The organism is Gracilimonas amylolytica, from assembly GCF_002911695.1.
Classification (GTDB): domain Bacteria; phylum Bacteroidota; class Rhodothermia; order Balneolales; family Balneolaceae; genus Gracilimonas; species Gracilimonas amylolytica.
Window position 1 is genome coordinate 12803 of record NZ_PQBS01000016.1, and the last position, 20024, is coordinate 32826.

General features: G+C 42.8%; 18 protein-coding genes. 7 read left to right on the forward strand and 11 right to left on the reverse strand.

The window, feature by feature from the left end:
• Positions 1–4: 4 nt before the first annotated feature.
• The 5 genes from C3B73_RS04775 to C3B73_RS04795 form a co-directional block, all read right to left on the reverse strand.
• Positions 5–1384 carry a replication-associated recombination protein A gene (locus tag C3B73_RS04775; protein WP_103664487.1) on the reverse strand — a complete coding sequence of 460 codons (1380 nt, stop codon included), beginning with the start codon at positions 1382–1384 and terminating at the stop codon, positions 5–7.
• 145 nt (positions 1385–1529) lie between these two features.
• Positions 1530–3011 (reverse strand): hypothetical protein, encoded by a 1482-nt coding sequence (locus tag C3B73_RS04780; protein WP_232803007.1) that lies wholly within the window; start codon positions 3009–3011, stop codon positions 1530–1532.
• Between the two features lie 42 nt (positions 3012–3053).
• On the reverse strand, positions 3054–3758 hold the full coding sequence (locus C3B73_RS04785) for a hypothetical protein (RefSeq protein WP_103664489.1): 705 nt from the start codon (positions 3756–3758) through the stop codon (positions 3054–3056).
• Positions 3742–4416, reverse strand: a complete 675-nt coding sequence (locus tag C3B73_RS04790) for a hypothetical protein (RefSeq protein ID WP_103664490.1) — start codon at positions 4414–4416, stop codon at positions 3742–3744. The genes C3B73_RS04785 and C3B73_RS04790 overlap by 17 nt, the downstream gene beginning before the upstream one ends.
• Positions 4417–4477: 61 nt before the next feature.
• Entirely contained in the window at positions 4478–6046 is a 1569-nt protein-coding gene (locus C3B73_RS04795) for a cryptochrome/photolyase family protein (protein WP_103664491.1), read from the reverse strand.
• Between the two features lie 109 nt (positions 6047–6155).
• Here C3B73_RS04795 and C3B73_RS04800 point away from each other — a divergent pair, with 109 nt between their 5' ends.
• The 6 genes from C3B73_RS04800 (at position 6156) to C3B73_RS13915 (ending at position 10255) form a co-directional block, all read left to right on the forward strand.
• Positions 6156–6536, forward strand: coding sequence for a BlaI/MecI/CopY family transcriptional regulator (locus C3B73_RS04800; RefSeq protein ID WP_103664492.1), 381 nt, complete (start codon positions 6156–6158; stop codon positions 6534–6536).
• Entirely contained in the window at positions 6536–8314 is a 1779-nt protein-coding gene (locus C3B73_RS04805) for a M56 family metallopeptidase (protein ID WP_103664493.1), read from the forward strand. Before C3B73_RS04800 ends, C3B73_RS04805 begins: the two co-directional genes overlap by 1 nt.
• 162 nt (positions 8315–8476) lie before the next feature.
• The gene (locus C3B73_RS04810) at positions 8477–8659 is read left to right on the forward strand and encodes a PspC domain-containing protein (protein WP_103664494.1); all 183 of its coding nucleotides are present in this window, start codon (positions 8477–8479) and stop codon (positions 8657–8659) included.
• 62 nt (positions 8660–8721) lie between these two features.
• Entirely contained in the window at positions 8722–9576 is an 855-nt protein-coding gene (locus C3B73_RS04815) for a Gfo/Idh/MocA family oxidoreductase (RefSeq protein ID WP_103664495.1), read from the forward strand.
• A gap of 96 nt (positions 9577–9672) precedes the next feature.
• The gene (locus C3B73_RS04820) at positions 9673–10023 is read left to right on the forward strand and encodes a hypothetical protein (protein ID WP_157939431.1); all 351 of its coding nucleotides are present in this window, start codon (positions 9673–9675) and stop codon (positions 10021–10023) included.
• 76 nt (positions 10024–10099) lie between these two features.
• Positions 10100–10255: a hypothetical protein gene (locus C3B73_RS13915; RefSeq protein ID WP_157939432.1), complete on the forward strand. Its 156-nt coding sequence runs from the start codon at positions 10100–10102 to the stop codon at positions 10253–10255.
• Between the two features lie 13 nt (positions 10256–10268).
• Here C3B73_RS13915 and C3B73_RS04825 read toward each other — a convergent pair whose 3' ends face one another.
• The 4 genes from C3B73_RS04825 to C3B73_RS04840 all read right to left on the reverse strand — a co-directional run bounded on the left by C3B73_RS04825 (position 10269) and on the right by C3B73_RS04840 (position 16608).
• The gene (locus C3B73_RS04825) at positions 10269–11126 is read right to left on the reverse strand and encodes an SDR family oxidoreductase (RefSeq protein ID WP_103664497.1); all 858 of its coding nucleotides are present in this window, start codon (positions 11124–11126) and stop codon (positions 10269–10271) included.
• 101 nt (positions 11127–11227) lie between these two features.
• Complete coding sequence (locus C3B73_RS04830) at positions 11228–12415, reverse strand: thiolase family protein (RefSeq protein ID WP_103664498.1); 1188 nt, start codon at positions 12413–12415, stop codon at positions 11228–11230.
• Between the two features lie 26 nt (positions 12416–12441).
• Positions 12442–14787: a 3-hydroxyacyl-CoA dehydrogenase/enoyl-CoA hydratase family protein gene (locus C3B73_RS04835; RefSeq protein WP_103664499.1), complete on the reverse strand. Its 2346-nt coding sequence runs from the start codon at positions 14785–14787 to the stop codon at positions 12442–12444.
• Positions 14788–14814: 27 nt separating this feature from the next.
• Positions 14815–16608 (reverse strand): AMP-dependent synthetase/ligase, encoded by a 1794-nt coding sequence (locus C3B73_RS04840; RefSeq protein ID WP_103664500.1) that lies wholly within the window; start codon positions 16606–16608, stop codon positions 14815–14817.
• A 179-nt stretch (positions 16609–16787) separates the two neighbouring features.
• Here C3B73_RS04840 and C3B73_RS04845 point away from each other — a divergent pair, with 179 nt between their 5' ends.
• Positions 16788–17156 (forward strand): PaaI family thioesterase, encoded by a 369-nt coding sequence (locus tag C3B73_RS04845; protein WP_198597282.1) that lies wholly within the window; start codon positions 16788–16790, stop codon positions 17154–17156.
• A gap of 8 nt (positions 17157–17164) precedes the next feature.
• Here the strand turns inward: C3B73_RS04845 and C3B73_RS04850 are convergent, their stop codons facing one another.
• Together C3B73_RS04850 and C3B73_RS04855 are read right to left on the reverse strand one after the other, a co-directional pair.
• Entirely contained in the window at positions 17165–18154 is a 990-nt protein-coding gene (locus C3B73_RS04850) for a stealth family protein (protein ID WP_103664502.1), read from the reverse strand.
• Positions 18155–18299: 145 nt separating this feature from the next.
• The gene (locus C3B73_RS04855) at positions 18300–19949 is read right to left on the reverse strand and encodes a class I adenylate-forming enzyme family protein (protein ID WP_103664503.1); all 1650 of its coding nucleotides are present in this window, start codon (positions 19947–19949) and stop codon (positions 18300–18302) included.
• Between the last annotated feature and the right edge of the window lie 75 nt (positions 19950–20024).

The window sequence follows — 20024 nt, forward strand, 5'->3', positions numbered from 1 at the left end:
TTGATCACTTGGAGTTTGAATCCTTCCCACTCCCCTTTATCTCCTGCCACTTTTTCCACAGCAAGGCTTCCCGTCCCTGAGTTCCCGCTTCATACCACCGCTTATTCTTTAGAGCATCCGGTAAATACTGCTGATCTACCCAGTTGTTCGGATGATCATGCGGGTATTTATAATCATCGGAAGCATTCTCTACCCCAAGATGTTTCGATTCCAGCTTGTTGGCTGTTTTATCTTTCAGGTAAGGTGGAATCTCCTTCACCCCCCGTTCACTGATTTCCCGATTTACTTCAAAAATAGCTTTGGTGCTGTTGCTTTTCGGACACTGACTCAAATACAAACAGGCGTGTGACAAAAAGTACATACCTTCCGGCATTCCGCATTTAGTGAAGGCATCCTGACAGGCATTCACCATGGTGATGGCATTCGGTTCGGCCAATCCAACATCCTCGCTGGCAAAAATAAGCATGCGCCGGAAAATAAAGATCGGATCATCACCCCCTTCCAGCATGGCGTTCATCCAGTACAAAGCCGCATCCGGATCGGAACCCCGCATCGACTTTATGAAAGCGGAGGCGTAGTGATAGTGCTCATCTCCGGTTCGGTCATAGCGAACATTTCGGCGCTGAATGCTTTCTTTGGCCACATCTAAATCGATGGTGATATTTCCATCATTATCCGGCTCACTGGAAAGCACAGCTACCTCAAGGGCATTCAAAGCATTTCGGATATCCCCGCCGGCCATTTCTGCAAGGTGATTGAAGGCCTCTTCGGTTACTTCAATTTGTTTATCACCCAATCCGTTTTCCTCATCCTTCAGAGCCCGATTCAGCATTAGCCTCACTTCATCCATCGTTAAGGGGTGAAGCTCAAACAACTGACATCGTGATAATAACGGATTTACCAGCGAGTAAAATGGATTTTCTGTGGTGGCTCCAACTAATGTGATGATGCCTGATTCCAAATGTGGTAATAGAGCATCCTGCTGAGCTTTATTCCAGCGGTGAATTTCATCCACAAAGAGGATAGTTTTTCGACCGTTGAGTTTACGTAGCTTTTCGGCCTTGTCAACCACATTCCGCAGCTCTTTGATCCCATCCAGTACTGCATTGATCACTTCAAACTGTGCCTTGATCTCCCGCGATATGACATGTGCCAGCGTGGTTTTCCCCGAACTCGGCGGACCGTAAAAAATCAGTGAACCGATCACCCCACTTTCGATCATTCGTCGAAGCATCTTTCCTTCCCCAACCAGGTGCTCCTGTCCCGCAAATTCCTCTAATGATTGCGGCCGCATTCGGGTGGCCAATGGCTCGCTGTATTGCGGATTATCTTTTTGAGAAGAGGTAGAAAAGCCGGCTGATCGTTTTTCTTCGAAGAGATCCATGAATGAATTTCGGGATGATTCTAAAGTATATGTAAGATATGTGTTTTAAGGGAAAGAAGTAGTCAGAATTCAGAAAGGCCAAAATCCCAAATACACCGTAGGGGCAATTCATGAATTGCCCCTACGGTGTATGTTATTTATGGTTTTAATCCATTAACGACTTCTGGCTCCCATATTTCTCCAGGTACCTATCCATCTTTAATTTTTTCCGGGTTGACTCACTCGTCATATAGCGCAGTTTTCCATAGATCAGGCGTTCCTGCCAGGCGCGATCGAACCGTCCGAAGCACCAGAAAATACCTGAATAGCTGTTAGGATCCCGCCCATCCAACGCATACCGATTGTTGAGCTCGATCATGTAATCCAATGCCGTTCGGTAGTCTTTCGTCCATTCGATGATCTTCTTGCCCCACAGCATTCGCAGATAATTTTGCATGATGCCGGTTTCCCGAAGCTGTGTTTGTGCCGCATTCCAGATCTCATCATGGGTTTGGGATTGAGCAAACTCTTCCAGCTCATAGATCCACTCTCGCTCATCATCCTGATGTTTGCTGAGTGTTTTATGCACCCAATCCGGTAGGCTTTCAAATTGATCGTAATCGGGTCGATGATGTGCAAAATGAAACCCAACTTCACGCCAGGTTATCACCTCATCCAGGAAACTTTCCACGTTAGGATCACCATTAAAAAAGCCTGAATTCTTCCCGTTGTTTGGGGTGATATCATCCAGATCCCAACCTTCCGGCTGATGATCCAACACAGCTTTCACGATCTCGTATTCACTGATCAATCCAAAATGCAGCCATGGGCTCAATCCACTTGCGGCATCGGCATCAGGATCATTCCTTTCCTCATCATAGCGACTTAATCCGTGTGCAATGAAATCCCCAAGTTTACCCAACGCATACTGCCGGGTTCCTCTCAAATCGGTGATACCAATGTTGTGATCAATATCCAATTCTGAAATAAATCCCGGGATATCCTCTAAATTTTTATCCGCCCGTGGATATTTATCTTCAAATCCACCGGGTAAACTGGCAACATTATGATTTTCAAGATCGTCTATCGGATCTTTTTTGGGTGGATGGGTATAGGCCTCCAGAAAATGCTCTTGCATCACTTTACGAAAAAGATAGGCGGAGTATGGATCTTTGTCGGTTACTTTTAGAGGAATGATGCCATTGGAGTCGATGGAGACGTATGGAACATCGATCTCACCTGCCATTTTCTCATTGTTTTCTCTGATGATGTAAACAGGATATTCATCAGCCACCACGGTCACCGCATTCCCGGCGAGTTCATAAAATGACTCCTTGACCGTGCCGGACTCACGTTCCGCATAGCAGTAATGGTTAACTCCCGTTTCTTTTAATTTATCAAGATGTTCCTTCATTCCTTCCAGCAAAAACGCATGAAATCGATCGCTGGCCCAGGGATAATTCACCATCACGCTTTCGTAGATCAGCAGGGGCTTATCGTATTTATTGGCAAGAGCAACCGCATATTCGAGGGCATAATTATACTGAGTGCGCCGGTTGATCTGCATCCAATACAGGATATAATCCCCTTCGAGGTTAGGATCTTTATCGTTTCGCTTAAATTTGCGTAGGCTGTTGATGTTTTTCATAGTGGTCTGCATTCTGAGTTTGCAAACCAATTTGAGTCATAACTAATTCCGAATACTAAGAACACCTTCATTGAACGGCCTGACCTCCATCGTCAATGAATAATCGGGTTGATCGGGATTGGTTACAGTGATAAACATTAATGAATCCGATGCAATGCTATCAATTGCATGAATATATTTCAGGTCTTTCAGATTCAGATCCTCAATTTTGAACGAATCATTTATATCACCTTTAAGGATCCCATATTCAGCCGCAGCAAATCCAACCTCTGCTAATTCAGAACGCATCATATCTTTCTCTCTGCTTTTTTCCGACATTACATCGTTGTTATTAAACACACGTATGTGGTTTGTTTCAACCGGAATGATCATAAAAGCCCAAATACAGATCGCCCCACCTAAATACCAATACCAAGGCTTAGCCCTGTCCGGGTCCGATTTTGATCTCTTGAAACCTCTATAAAACAAGTAGGGCCCGATCATCAAGTAAAACACCACGTTGAAATATATTGAGGCCGTTCTCCAGCTTATCGAAAACCCCTCTGCAGCGCCCCCGCCAAATATATTGATGGCATCCACGGTAGCAAGCCCTATGATCACGATAGTTGGGTGAATATTGAACAGGTAATTTATATTGTCTGGAAGGAAATCCCAGCTATCCTGAACCATAGTAAAGGCCATCGGCACCAAAATCACAACCATCACAAGTATAAGCCACTCATTGAATCTTCTAATTGAGAACTTCATAGCTGACCCCTTCTTCGTTTAAGGTGAAATTCATTTCGTACCGACCAACTTGCCCATCGTAATTTTCGTAGTCCGGATCGGATCCTATTGAGACATCTGCTACTACGATCACACGTACTTCATCGGCTTCCTCATCAATTTCATAGAAATGATTCAGATTATCCTCATCAATATCGGCCATCGAGCTATCCCCGGCAGCCTTTCTGAGATCGAAATCTGATAAATAGATCCCATCTTCACCTATTTGCTCATTCATCAGGTCCTTAAAGGTAGTGACTATGGATTCCCTGTCGTTCTGATGATACTCTCCCAGCACATAGATCAATTTTTCACGGACATCGGCCTGCGTGGCCCCGGAATCAATTGTCTTACGTATTTCCAGCAGAAGGTCTTTTTGGTAATCCTTTCTACCATAATCATGGGCAAAAGCGATGGCATGAAATAGAACAACCAAAACAACCAATCCATAGGTGCTTCGGTAAGCCCATTTCGATTCAAACTCTTTTTCACTCAGGCTCAGTATCCTTCCCAGAAATATCACCCCGGTGATCAAAGCGATAAACAGACCTAACCAGATCTTTCCAAAATAAAGCGGGATAAAAAAGCCTAATGCAGCAACGACCATACCCCCGAATAAGAGTTTTGTTTCTCTTTCCATAAAACAATTTTTTAGTTCTATTTTACAGAATAAGAGGAAATTCTGTATTTAAAGCAAACAATCACATACGCCCCAAAGACTTGATAAACTTATCCGAACATTCCATGATTTCCTTTTTATCCTCATCACTCTTCTTATCAAACATATTCACCATAAAGTTTGCCCTGCCGTTTTTGGTGAAGGTCTCTCTCTGCTTGTCAATAAAATTCCAGTATAGATAATTAAAAGGACAGGCATCTTCCCCGGTTTTCTTGCTGATCTTATACTTACAATGCTTGCAGTAATCACTCATCTTATTAATGTAATTCCCGCTACTCACATAAGGCTTTGATGCCAATACCCCTCCATCTGCAAAAGTGGACATTCCCAATACATTTGGCAGCACCACCCATTCATAGGCATCAATATAAGCCAAATGAAACCACCGGTTCAGTTCCCTCGGATCAGTTTCAGTAAGATTGCTAAAGTTACTAAGCACCATCAGCCGTGGTATGTGGTGGGAATAACCTTCTTCAATGACCGGCTTAAGACATTCACTCATACAGTTCATTTTGGTCTCACCTGTCCAGTACATTTCGGGAAGCTTGTTGTTGAACCCGAAATGATTGGTTTCCCGCACTTCCGGCATCATGGCTTCATAATACACCCGCACATATTCCCTCCAACCAATGATCTGACGAATAAAACCTTCCACCGAATTCAATCTTGCTTTGCCTTGTTTGTAGGCTTGCTCCGCTTTGTCACACACTTCTTTTGGAAGTATCAATCCATTGTTCAAGTACATTGATAACTTAGAATGGAAAAGCTCATAATTTCCATGAACCATAGCATCTTCATACGGACCAAATTCATCGAGCCGCTCTTCAATGAATTCATTTAAACGATACAAAGCCTGTCTTCGGGTAACTGCATAGCTGAAGTCATCACTTTCGCCAAAACTCTCTTCGTACCAGGTTTCAACCATCTCAATAACCTCTTCAGTAACAGCGTCGGGTGCAGTCTCCACTATTTCCGGCACGGGATGATCTTTGGGAAGCTTCTCTCTGTTTTGCTCATCATAATTCCATTCGCCACCCTCCGGCTGATCTCCGTTCATCAGGTATCCGCTTTTACGTCGCATTTCACGATAGAAATATTCCATCAGCCAGCCATCCTTTACACGGTCTTTGTATTCCTCCGGGTCAGCCAGAAAAAAGTTATTGGGAATTTCCTTTACCCGATCGATGAATTTAGCACGAACCGATTGAAGTCGCTCTCTGATATCCCATTCTGATGGCTTCATGTAAGTCAGCTTCATATTCTGATTCTTAGAAAGTAGCGTATCTAAGCCCTCATCAAAATGTGCTTTTGTAGAGTGATAATGAACCGGGAACCCTGCTTCTGCGCACTCAAGGGCAAAATGACGCATACTGCTCAATACATAGATTGCTTTCTTTTTGTGGTGAGGCAGTTCCTTTCCTTTTTCCGCTGATTCCAAAAAGATAAGCAGCGGTTTTTCTTCCCGAATCCAGCTTGGCCAAGCATCCAGGTTCAACTGATCGTGTAAAATGAATACCGCCCGGGCATGTTCTTTCAAGTTTGTCTTTGAAATGCTACTATCCACTTGCGACAAAAAAGCTCTGTTCTTCATACTTATCTTAATGCTTTATACAGTTTTAAGCGTTCCGGACAGTTATTAAGAAAATTTATTGAAGTTTAATTCATTACTATTATATTAGTACTAACTAATTACTACTGCCATGAGAAAATCACTGACACCACTTGGAGAATCGGAAATGGAAATCCTGCACCATGTGTGGGAACTTGGAGAAGCTACTGTTGCACAGGTCAGGGAGCGAATCCTGAATGACCGGAAAGTTGCTTACACCACGGTGATGACCATTATGAAGAATTTGAACGACAAAGGATTTCTTAAATACTATAAAGATGGCAATACCTATGTATATAGTGCCCGCATCGAACCGGAGCAGGTTCAGTCCAACCTCGTTTCAGGACTGATCGACAAAGTATTCAAAGGATCTACCTCTGCCCTTGTACAAACGCTGGTTAAAGGTGAGAATATCAGTGAGAAGGAATTGAAAGAACTTCGTGATATGATCGATAGTATGGAGGATCAGTGATGTATGAGCTTATCTATTATCTGAAAGAGATCGGAAATTTCAGCCTGGATGCCATTTGGTTTCCTCTGGCAATATGGACGTTATGCTGTGGAATTGCGTTTATTGTACTGCGGAACCGCGAAAGCCTGAATCCACTGTTTCATTATCACCTTAGAACCGCAGCCCTGCTTTCACTCCCATTTGGTATAGGTGCGGCTGCACTGATGAATCGCATCCCGGCCTGGTTTGCTGAATCCAATATTGAGACCGCTTTTTTTGTGGTTCAGAATCCTATTGAGTTAGTACCTTCGGGCGGGAATTCATCGGCAGAGATCTCTATCAACTGGATGGAGCCGTCATTATTGATCGGTTTGACCACGGTTATACTTGGACTTGTATCACTCTTTATGCTCGGACGACTCATTAGCAGTTACCTGGCATTGAAATCCCTATACAGAAATCTCGACATCACTGAATTACAGGATGTGCTTACAAACGAACCGGATAACAACCGGGCCATTAAATTAGCTTTTCATGATCATCCGCTGGTTCCATTTACTTTTGGATGGAAGCAGCCGGTGATCGTGCTACCAAAATTATTGCAGCACGAACCGGAAAAACTGGAGATGGCCCTTCAGCACGAACTCACCCATATCAAACGCGGTGATTATCTGCTGCAGCTGGCCTTATCCATGATCGAATCGCTCTTTTGGTTTCATCCCCTCATTCGTTATGGCAATCAGGAGATCGACACCTATCGGGAAATTTCCTGTGATCAGGAAGTGCTTTCCAGATCCGGTTTCTCCATAAAATCCTATGCCAGCCTGCTTTATGAGTTAGTTCCTTTGAGCAGCGGTGCGGGACGGTTGTCAGTAAGCATGGCAGTGAAGAACTCAACCTTAAAGAAACGGATCAAAACCATGAAATATCATAAACTACATAAAGCCTCATTCCGGCAAAGCATCGCCTTTTTATTGCTGATGATCGTTGGGATCACACTACCCATTGCCTGCTCAGATTTGAGAGGGCCTGAAGTTGTGTCTAATGAAGAACTGGAAAACACACAAATTAGCATTCGGGATGCAGCGCTTTCCATAAATGGAATTTCTCTAGACAATAAAAACCTCAAGAATGTCTCAACTGGAGGTCTCGGATCAATAATAATAATGACGGGGGAATATGGAGCTTTTAATATCGCTCCACGTCCGTTTGATGGAGCCATTAAAACAGGTGAAATCGAAGGAAACAATCTTTCCTTTAAGATTAACGAACTAAATGTGGAGTTAAGGTCTTCATCAGAAATTTTGTCTGGTATTTCCAATTCTTCGCTTTGGGTTAAACACGTTGCTCCTTTAGAAAGAGCTTCTAAAGAATTTGGGCCCATGCTTTTTGCCAATGAAAACGCTGGAGCTCCAATGCCTCCACGCCCACCAGCTATACCAACAAAAGGCTTTGACGATGATCTTGGAGACTATTTCGTAGTCGTAGAAGAAATGCCAAAGCTTATTGACGGTATGGCGTCTATTCAAAGTAAAATCGAATATCCTGCCATGGCGCGCCAAGCAGGTATTGAGGGCCGGGTTACCGTTCAGTTTATTGTGAATGAACAAGGAGATGTGGAAAATCCACAAGTTGTACGAGGAATCGGCGGTGGCGCTGATGAAGAAGCCCTTCGGGTCGTCAAACAAGCAAAGTTTGAACCAGGGATACAGCGTGGAAGGGCAGTCAGGGTTCAATACGCTCTTTCAATCAATTTTAGGCTAGAAGACTCCAATTATTCAAGTATAGAAACCGAATAGAGCTCGAAAAAGATGATAGCCTGAACTGATCTTTTATTACAAATAATCTCTTAAAAAAGCGAAGCTTAACAGACTTCGCTTTTTTTATTTGAACTTTTTTGCAACAACTATTTTTATATGGCGTACCAGCACGGTAGATTATAATCAACAAATTCTATCATCATGCCAGCTAAACTCAGAAAATCTCACACCGATAAAATGCTTGCAGGCGTTTGCGGTGGCTTTGCGGAGTATCTCGGATGGGATTCAACCCTGATCCGTATCATTTTCATTTTACTCATTTTCTTAGGCTGGGGATCTCCGGTACTTCTTTATTTTATTCTGGCAATTGTAATGCCTGACTAAGCCCTTCTTGTAAAAGTCGTACCGGCTTAGCATCTTGCCCTCCAACTTAATCCGGAGCGTTTATGAAAGTTGGTATTATTGGAGATGCAAAACGGGCGGTAGCGTGGGAGCGACATTTACGTCCTCATCAGATCGTACAGGAAGTTGAACTGTGCCCAAGTATCAAAGAGTTGGGAGATGTAGATGCTTGTTTCCTGGTTGATGAATCTGATAACAACCTGGATCTGCTATTGGAGGGAGTCCATCAGGGGTTGCACTGCTTTTTGATAGCTTTACAGCCAACTGATACGGATAAGCTTGAAACAATTTACAGAGCATCCATGGAAGCCGGTGTTCACGTGCAGTTTTCTCACTGGCCAACGCTCGCTCCTGCCACCCAATGGATGATGAACCGTATGCCCCGCCCATCCTATCTTAGCATATCCCGGAATGTTCAGTACACGCAATTCATGAATACAGTAAATGAATTCAGGCATTACTGGATCGATGAGCTAGGCCTCTGCATGAAGTGGCTGGATAGTGGCATTCATCATATTGAGGCCAAACAAGTTTTACTGAACGATACGCATCCTTCCGTATTCCATCTGTTCATCCGCTTTGATAATGGCTCTACGGCAGATATTAATCTCTATACAGGAGCATCGACCAACAGACATATTCGCATTGCCGCTAACCGACAAGAGATCTTTGAGTGTGATGCTCCGGAGCAGAACATCAGGATCGGCCGTTTGAACTCCGGGGAGCATTTATTTTTTGAAAAACATGCCTTCGATCCTGCTAAAGCCGCTGAAAAATCTGCACTTATGTTTTTGAAATCAGTGCAAATGAATCGGGAGACAGCTTACACTCCTTACGATGCCTATCAATTGTCTTTACAGGTAAAACAAGTAGGAAAACGCCTCTCACAGTATCACTGAGGGCTATGTTAACTTTATGTTAACTTATCGTTAACAAATCATTTACATTGAGTTAACAATTCCTTAACATTGGGTAGATTCAAATGGAGGAATGCTATGAAAACGATTATCACAACCATTTTACTTGGTTTTTTTATTTCTACAGGCCTTTTTGCACAACAAACTATCAAAAACGTTGAACACGACTATGTGATCACACATGTAGAAAACAACGTGTACGACGTTAAGTTTTTAGATAGCGAAGGAAATATCCTTCAAAAAGGTCAGTATTGGAAAGAAGGAAATACGGTTAAACCACACGGAACGTGGTTATTATATGGCTTTGATTCTGACAAGGTTATTACCAAAGCTGTTTACGACAAAGGAGAAAAACTAAGTATTGAAACTATTATTGATGGAAAAGTAGTAAAGGCTAATAAAGAGTTGATAGCTACAAAAAATCTGTAGCAACTACATTTCCACTATTCAACAACAATCATCTATACACTAAATACAAGCACCAAAAATAACAGGAGGTGCCACTATGAGAGCTAAGTTATACGAACAATATTACAAACTGGGATTTGACCACTATATCTTTAAAAACATTTTTGGCCTACATAAGCCGGATAAAAATATAAAACGATTCTACTATGTGATCATCGCAACGATGCTGATGATCGGTTTGGTCATTTCTTAATTACAGTTAATGATCACTTTTTAGGCTTCATGGCCTTGAATATCTTTTTCAGTTTACTGCGCGACATTAAACTGTCAATAAAGTTAAACTGTCCGGCCTGAAGCCTTTCACCTCCATCAATGACCACACATTCACCGGTCATATATGAAGAGAGGTCAGACATTAAGAATACAGCAAGATTGGCGAGCTCTTCCGGCTCGCCATATCTTTTTAGGGGAACCTTATCGATAAACTTTTTCTCCATGGTCTTTTTGGGAACTAAGCGCGACCAGGCTCCTTCTGTGGGAAATGGTCCGGGAGCTATGGCATTTAGCCTTATACCATATTCAGCCCATTCAAAAGCTAAGGAACGTGTCATAGCTAACACACCCGCCTTTCCACATGCTGATGGCAACACAAAGGCACACCCGGTTCCCTCGGCATAGGTTGTCACCATATTCAGTATGGTACCTTCCTTTTTATTATCGATCAGATAATTACCGAATACATGGGTACAATTAAAGCTTCCGTGAAGAACAATATCAACGATCGCTTTAAATCCTCCAGGACTTAGATCTTCTGAAGCTGACAAAAAGTTTCCGGCCGCATTGTTTACCAATCCCTCTAAAGAGCCAAAATCATTGATGATCTGTTCAAACATCGATGTTACGCCGTCGTAGTCTCTGACATCGCATTGATAGTAACCGACTATAGCTCCTTCTCTTTCCTTTTCAATTTCTTTTACTGCCTTTTGAAGTTTTTCCTCTGTCCTCCCACATATAGCAACATTGGCTCCTGTTCTTGTAAATGCTTTAGCCATTGCTAACCCAAGGCCGCTGCCTCCCCCAGTTATTAAAATGGTCTTTCCTGAAAGCGTATCGTCTGTATACATAAAATTGAATTAATGGTTGTTTCATTGTACCCGTAGGGGTAATTCATGAATTACCCCTACGGGTACATTATTTCGATTTCAAACCGCCGATTAAAGATCTATCAGCTCAAATTCTCAAAAATTCCTGCTGCACCCATTCCCCCACCAATACACATTGTAACCAACCCATACTTTGACTCGCGGGCTTTCATCTCATACAATATTTGCGTGGTCAACTTGGCTCCGGTACAACCCAAAGGGTGACCCATAGCTATCGCACCACCATTCACGTTGGTTATCTCTTCATCGAGCCCTAATTCACGTATCACAGCCAATGACTGAGATGCAAAGGCTTCATTTAATTCGATAAGATCTATGTCAGACAGTTTTAATCCGGTTCTATCCAATACTTTAGGCACGGCCTCTATCGGCCCAATGCCCATAATTTCGGGAGCCACTCCGGCCACCTGAAAACCCACATATCGAGCCATTGGTGTTAACCCAAGTTCCTTGACCATTTTTCCACTCATAACCACCACACCGGCAGCCGCATCATTCATTTGTGATGAATTACCGGCTGTTACGCTCCCGCCATTTTTAAATACCGGACGTAATCCGGACAAGGCTTCCACCGAAGTATCTGCCCTGGGTCCTTCATCTTGTTTGAATGTAAATGACTCTTCGATCATCTCACCATTCGCAGCCACTTTCTTTACTGCAACTTCTACCGGAGTGATCTGCTCATCAAACTTACCTTCTTTCCAGGCATTGATCGCTCTTTGATGACTTCGAAAGGCGAATTCATCCTGATCTTTCCGGCTTACCTTGTATTTATCCGCTACATTTTCTGCTGTAATTCCCATACTCACGTAAACGCCGGGTTTATCATTTACCAACTCCGGGTTAGGTTGAACCGACATACCTCCCATTGGAACTAAACTCATGGATTCAACTCCTCCGGCAATGATCACATCAGCTCCACCTGCCATGATGCGCTCAGCTGCCATTGAAATGGTCTGCAGCCCTGAGGAACAAAATCGGTTCACGGTAACGCCGGGTACTGAATCAGGCAATCCACCTAAAATAGCAATCTGTCGGGCTACATTAAGTCCTTGTGAAGCTTCCGGAAAGGCACATCCCATGATCACGTCTTCCACCTGCTCAGGGGCTAACCCTTTGGTCCGGTCCAAGAGGTCTTTGACCACGGCTCCACCCAGCGAATCAGGCCTGGTAAAGCGCAATGACCCTTTATTAGCTTTTCCGCAAGGCGTTCGTGATGCTGAAACGATGTAGGCTTCTCTGTCTGACATAATTTTAAAATCCTTAATTTTGATCTTTAATTTCTGAGTGGTTTACCTTTCTTGAGCATATGTTCCATGCGATCTATGGTTCTGTCATCCTGAAGGCACTCAAGTATAGCTTCACGCTCTAACTTTAATAGATACGATTCTGGAACTTCCTGCTCCTCACTTAGGTCTCCGCCTGCCAGAACGAATGCAACCCGCTCAGCCACCACCTTGTCATAATCCGTGATAAATCGGCCTTCGTGCATTACATGAAGCATCAATTTTAAAGCTGCCAAAACGGTTTGCCCCAAAACTTTGATAGGAGATTCCGCAGGAGATTGATATCCAGCCTGAACCAAATTCAATGCCTCTTCTTTTGCAGTTTTTATCAAGAGGTCACGGTTCATGACAATGGTATCAGATGGACGAAGGTATCCCAATTCTTTTGCTTTGTGTGCACTGTCAGATACCTTTGCCATTCCAATAGTTTTAAACACCTCCCGGATATACGGTAATGGATCCGCTTCTCTCTCCAGTTTAGCCATGGCTCGCCTGAGTAATTCAGTCGTGCCACCACCTGCGGGGATCAAACCAACTCCCACCTCCACAAGACCCATGTACAGTTCATGGTGAGCCACTACCTTGTCTGAATACAAACAAAATTCTACACCGCCACCCAGGGTTTTACCAAATGGTGCCGATATAACCGGAAATGGAGCGTAGCGTAAAGCCACAGCTGTTTTCTGGAAGTTATTGACCGCATCGACCACACTTTCCCAATTTCCATTTTGTTTAGCAGTTAGAGCTTCCTTCAGGTTCGCTCCAAAAGCAAAATTATCTCCATCATGGCTGATCACCAAAGCATCGAAGTCCTCTTTTACAAGGTCAATCGACCGGTACAGGGATTGTACAAGTTCGGAACCCAGGGTGGCATTTTTTGTTTTGAATTCAAATAACGCGACTCCATCTCCCATATCGTGCAAAGCAGCACTTTCATTTTCCATGACCGGAGTGTTCTCCTTGCGTAAATGTGCAACACGGATCTCTCCTTTAGCTTCAGGAGGAATTTCCACCATTGTATTTGCCGCAGGATCGTACACTTTACCATCTGAATAGAAATTTTCAACCCCGGATTCCAGCATGTCAGCTATCAGTGAAGGCACATCTTTGCCTTCCTTTTCAATTCTTTCAGCCGTTTCTTTTAAACCGAGGGCGTCCCAGCGTTGAAATGGTCCCATTTGCCAATTAAAGCCCCATTGCATGGCACGGTCAATAGATAAGGGGGATTCTGTGATCTCAGGTATGCGATTGGCCGCATACATTAGAAGATCGCGATGCACGTTCCATAAAAAGTCTCCGATCTTACCTTCTGAGTTCACTAAAAATTTTAGCCGTTCTGAAGTATCCTTGATCTTATTAGCCTCAGCTATAACCTCATCTTCTAAGGTTTGCTGAGATTCATACTCAAAGGTATCAGGATCCAAAACCAGGTACTCACCATTCTTTTTGGTATAAAAGCCTTTCCCGGCTTTGTTTCCTATCATCCCCTTATCTACCATCTTTTGAAATTCCTCAGGCAGATCGAAGGTCTCCTGCATTTCGTCATCCGGAATTGAAGGATATAGATTTTTGGCTACGTGATTAGTTACGTCAATTCCGGCCATATCCGCAGTTCTGAAAGTAGCTGCCTTAGAGTAACCGGTCAGTGTACCTGTCAGAAGATCGATCTCCTCGGCCCTGAATTCTCCGTTGAAGAAATAAGGCATGATGTTAGCGATCGAAAATATCCCCACACGATTGGCTATAAAATTCGGAGTATCCTTACAGATCACAACACCTTTTCCGAGTGTTTTTTCACAGAAACGATGCATGTATTCCGTTACCTGTTCAGACGTGTGATCTGTTGGGATCACTTCCAACAGTTTCATGTATCTGGGGGGATTGAAAAAATGCGTTCCTAAAAAATGAGCTTTCAGTTCATCTGAACAATCTTCACCTATCTCTGAAATCGGTAATCCGGAGGTGTTGGAGCTGACAATGGCATCTTCTTTCCGAATGTTATCAATTCGGGACATCATTTCTTTTTTGATATCCATTTTTTCGATGATCACCTCACAGATCCAATCGGCCTCCTTTAACAGGTCAAAATCATCGTCAAAATTCCCTACCTGAATTCGTTCCGCAAAATCGGGTAGCCCAAATGGAGCCGGTTTCATCTTAGCTGCCTTTTGAACACTTTCTTCCGCCATTTTATTAGGGCGATCCTGATCATCACTTTTCAGATCCAATAACACCACATCCAGTCCTGCATTTACGCAGTGAGCTGCGATCTGACTTCCCATCACTCCCGATCCCAAAACGGCAACTTTCTTAATTCTGTATTTTTTACTGCTCATAACTACCAATCTCTTTTTGAATTGTAATTACCCTTCGGATTCTTCATCTGCATAGATGGAATCAATAACATCCTTATACTTTTTGTTGATCACATTTCTTTTCACCTTGAGGGTTGGCGTGATCTCGCCTTCTTCGATAGTAAATTGATCTTTCAGGATCTTAAACTTCTTAACTTTTTCCCATTTGGACAGATCCGTATTCACTTTGTCCACTTCTTTTTGAATACGCTTGAGCACATACTCATTTTCAGTGACGTTATCTTCCGGAAATGTGTGATGAGTTGTTTCAAACCGCTTTTTCATGTTTTCCCAGTTCGGAACAATCAAAGCGGCACAAAATTTATGCTCACTTCCCACAACCACAGCCTGTTCAATAAAACCACTGTTGACCAATGCATTCTCAATAGGTTGAGGTGCTACATACTTGCCAGTTGAGAGTTTGAATAATGATTTTTTTCTGTCAGTCACATACAACCAGCCATCCTCATCAACATGGCCAATGTCACCAGTGTGGAACCAACCATCTTTGTCAATGACTTCATCCGTTTTATCCGGCATTTTGAAATACCCTTTCATGATGTAAGGTCCCTTAGCCAGTATCTCACCGTCTTCAGCTATTTTTATCTCGACATCCGCAATAGGCTTTCCGGAGGAACCAATTCGCAATTCACCTTTTGGTGGGCCGGTTAGTACAGGCGAAGTTTCTGTCAACCCATAACCAAGCCCGCAATAGATCCCAATACCATTTATGAACCGTGCAATGTTTGGTGATAATGCAGCTCCCCCCACATTGAACCCAACCATGTTGCCGCCAAACAACTCTCTGATCTTGGCATAAACTAACTTATCTGCAATTTTCATTTTCCAGGCTGAAGGGGGATCCTCGGGTTCATAGTTCTCCGCCAGATTTACCGCCCAGTAATACAATCTTTTCTTAATGCCACTGAACTCCTGCCCTTTGACCTTGATACCCGTCACTACTTTTTCGAGCAGCCTTGGTACCGTGACCAGATATATGGGTTTGATAGTAGCAAAATCCTCTTTTATCTCATCCACCTCTTCAATGTAATAGGCCGGCACTCCACAGTAAGCATAGATATAGGAGGCTGTTCGTTCAAACATATGAGCCAGTGGCAGATAGGAAAGCACTTTTGGTTCCTCATACTTATCCGGATCAAATGGGAACAACTCATAGGCAGCTAAGGCATTCCTGGCGATATTATCATGAGAAAGCATTACCCCCTTGGGAACGCCGGTTGTGCCCGAAGTATAGATAAGAGTCGCAAGGTCCTCAGGTTCCACCTCGTTTCTCAATTTATCAAATAAGCCCGGATCCTCTTCCCCTTTCTTGTGGCCGGTTTCGAGAATTTCATCGAAGGTCCTTAGCTTTTTGTGCTTCGATTCCATCACAGAAATGATAGCCTTAACATTTTTGACTTCCTTTATCAGTGGTTTGGTCTCAGCAAAAACCTCATCATTTGATACAAAGTGCACCTTCGCTTCCGAGTTTTCCAGAATATACTTGATCTGTTCTCCGGGTTGGGTGGTATAGATAGGAACAAGAGCCGCCCCTATTGAGAGCACTGCCTGATCGATGATCAACCATTCTGTGGAATTTTCCGCATGCAGAGAAACCTTATCCCCTTTGCGCACGCCAAGTTCATACAAACCCAGTGCGAGGTCATGAACCATAACCTTAAAGTCATCTATGGAGGTTTCAATCCATTCTCCGTTTCTTTTTACCGCTGAGTATATTCCGGTTTTATTTTTTTCGTAGCCTTGTTCAACTATCGATAAAATGGTAGTTGGATCGTATTTCATTTTATTTCCATATCATGTTCTCGGATAATGATTAAGATACACTTTCAGTTCTCTTTTGAAAGCGTTTTCATACATTAACTGAAATAACTTAACACCGTTAATCAAAAGCAAATTTTATGTTCATCGAGGAAAGTCTCAAAGAAAAAGCCGATCTATACTTCAGTTTTAAGCATAAACACATGGGTCATGCTCTTGGAATTGAGATCGAACATGTAGCAAAAGATAAGTTGGTAGCCACTATGCCGGTAAGCGAAAACACCGTTCAGCCTTTTGGCATCTTGCATGGCGGGGCATCAGTGGCTTTGGCTGAAACCTTATGCTCTATTGGAGGATGGTTCTTGCTTGATGATAAAGATAAAGCTGTGGTGGGTTTAGAGATCAATGCCAATCATATACGCTCAGTGAAAATGGGAGGGCAGGTTACCGGAACCGCAAAACCTATACATGTGGGCCGCAAGATTCAGGTTTGGTCCTGTGAGATCAGAGATGGCAGGAATAAACTGGTGTGTAGTTCTCGCTGTACCCTGGCTGTCATAAATAAATCCTAAGTATCGGTTCAACCAATCACTTCGTCCAGAACTTTAAAAACCTTATTTCTGTGTTCGGGCTTAAACCCTTCCATAGATTGAATACAAATGAATTTGATATTTCCTTCTTTGATCTTTTTCAGTTTTCGCTTCAGTAAAAAGCCCGGATCCATTTCTCCATGAACCATCAAATAATCTGATTTCTTTTTAAGCACTGCCTGATCTTTTTTGATATCCAGATGGTTAGCCAGAATGATAGACGAGAACTGTTCAATACTTCGGAATTGATATTTTAAATTTTCCTCAAACACCTCCGGATGTTCCTCAAAATAATCAGCTAAGGTTTGTTTATTGATGGGATGAGGAACATGAGGAACATAGTAATATCTATCAGAAAACCCGGCTAGCTGTGCGGATTTTATCTGAAGCAATGTGTGCATAGACCGTGTAATACCGAATAGTTTTTTGGTCAGTTTGCTGAAATACCTGTTCCATTTCAATCTGATCGGGCCATAACTTTTGATCCTGTGCCATGAGCCCTGAAGTATGGGTTTGTTTCCGGCAAAAAAGTCTTCCACTTCTACTCTTTTTGTTAGCACAAAGTCATCATCAAAATTTATAAAACGCGGTGCAAGCTCCGGAATTCTCCAGAAAGCCGTTATGATGGACCTCGTGTTAAACGTTGGAAGAGCCCATTCAAATCCCCTGAAAATCTCTTTATGATCAATGATCTTTATGTTGTTTGCCTCCATGTAATCATCGGTCAGAAAAGCAGGCCTTTGATTATCGGTTATGATATAAATATTGTTGATCCATGGGGCAAATTTCACAATGGATCGGATGCAATATTTGATCTCATCATTATTGGAGAATCGGGTTTTGTCAGCACCGCTGGGTAAGGTATTTACCTCTGTACTGTCAGATTCCTTAAGAGCTTTCAACCGCTTTTCGCGATGAACAGGATCTGCTCCATCTACCCAGGTTATAACCGCATCTATGTTTTCGTCTTGTGATGTCATTAAACGTGCTGCAAATTTTTATGCGTGAAGATAACCCTTTAAAATCAAATTATTTGTCTTAACTGTGCCTTTAAAAGTAAGTCTGCCTGTATTTTTGTTTTGTTTTGAGAACCTCGGTTCTTTACTCATTTTTTAAACCGCCGTTCTATTTTCTGAATTGCACATCTTTCCATTTTTCAAACAAATGAGCCACTTTCAATCGCTGATATTTACCTGTCGAAGTTACAGGAAGCTGATCGCCAAAGACCACAACTTTAGGTGCTTTTGAGAAAGGCAGGTGCTCCTGACAATATTCTACGATGACTTCTGCATCTTTCTTAGCACCTTCTTTGAGTTGAACGTAGGCACCTACCTCTTCACCATACCAGTCATTTTCAAAGCCCACAGCAATACCGGCTTTAACCCCGGGAGCCCTATTTATCACTTCATCTATCTCGAGGGGAGCTAAATTGATCCCGCCTCGTATGATCAACTCTTTCAATCTACCTGTAATAAAAAAATACGAATGGCCATCTTCATCCCGTTTATAAAATCCTTCATCCCCACTTCTGAACCACCCGTTCTTAAAGGCGGATTCGTTGGCTTCCTGATTGTTGAAATATCCTTTCATCACATTTACACCACGAATAACGATCTCCCCCCTTTCTCCTTCCGGAACAGAGCTTCCATTTTCATCCTGTATATCCATTTCGTTGGCGGGAACCGGAATTCCGATACTTGGATATCCAAAGTCTCGCATCCAGTGTTCATGTTTTTCCCGGGATTGTTTGATCGGCAAAAAGCATGAATAGCACGTGGTTTCAGAAAGACCATATCCATGAATGATCGGTACTTCAAATTTTTGCTCAAAATTCTTTGCTACCTGAACCGTCAGGGGGCCTGCTCCACAGATAATGTGACGTAAACTTTCCGGCCGGTGTGATTCTAAATCCGCATAATGACTGGTCAGATACTGTAATAAAGTGGGTACCACACTAACAATGTGAACCCCTTCTTTTTCGATGACAGAGAAAAAATGTCCTGCACTGAATTTTTGATTTAATACGGTTGATGCTCCAACAAAGAATGGGGTGATCAATGTAACAACTGTGCCATTCACGTGATGAATTGGCAGTACGCACATCATCTTTGTTTGACCATTAATGTTATGCCATTGGGATATCGTTCTCGCATCCTCAAGAAGATTACGCTGAGTTAGAACCACCCCCTTAGGGTTCCCCGTGGTTCCTGATGTAAATACTATAAAGGCCTCCCCTTCAATGTCAGTAAATGGCTCAACAGTCATTGAATTGTCTTTTACCTTAAAAGCATCCACCTCATCACCACATTCTACGATCTCAAGATCAACTATGGAGTCATTCTCTACTATGATCCCCTTAATGCGTTCTATGTAATCTTCTCTCACGAGAGCTAATTTTACCTCAGCATTTTCAAGGATATAGGCTATTCGATTATCGTCTTCTCCTACATTAACCGGAACCACCACGAGGCCACAGTACCAGGCTGCAAAATACTGAACTACGGTATGCCAATGATTGTGAGAGATCGTGGCGACCTTATCTCCACTCCTTAAACCTTGCGCCGCATAAAATCTTGCAACGCCTATTACGTGATCATAAAACTGCTGATAAGTGATATCTGTTTTATTGTGGGAGGTATCCAGAAAACTTAAATACAGGTCTTCTTTACTCTTACACGAATCGATCATTTTACTGATGTCAGTATTTAAGCTCCCCGGTTCAACTTCAAGGGTTCTTGCATGATCGATCTTTTCTTCTAAAGAACTAAACGTCATTTGATAAATAAGATTTAAGGTTACAATTCGACTTATTTCTCACCAATAACTATCAATGGATTTACATCCAGAGTA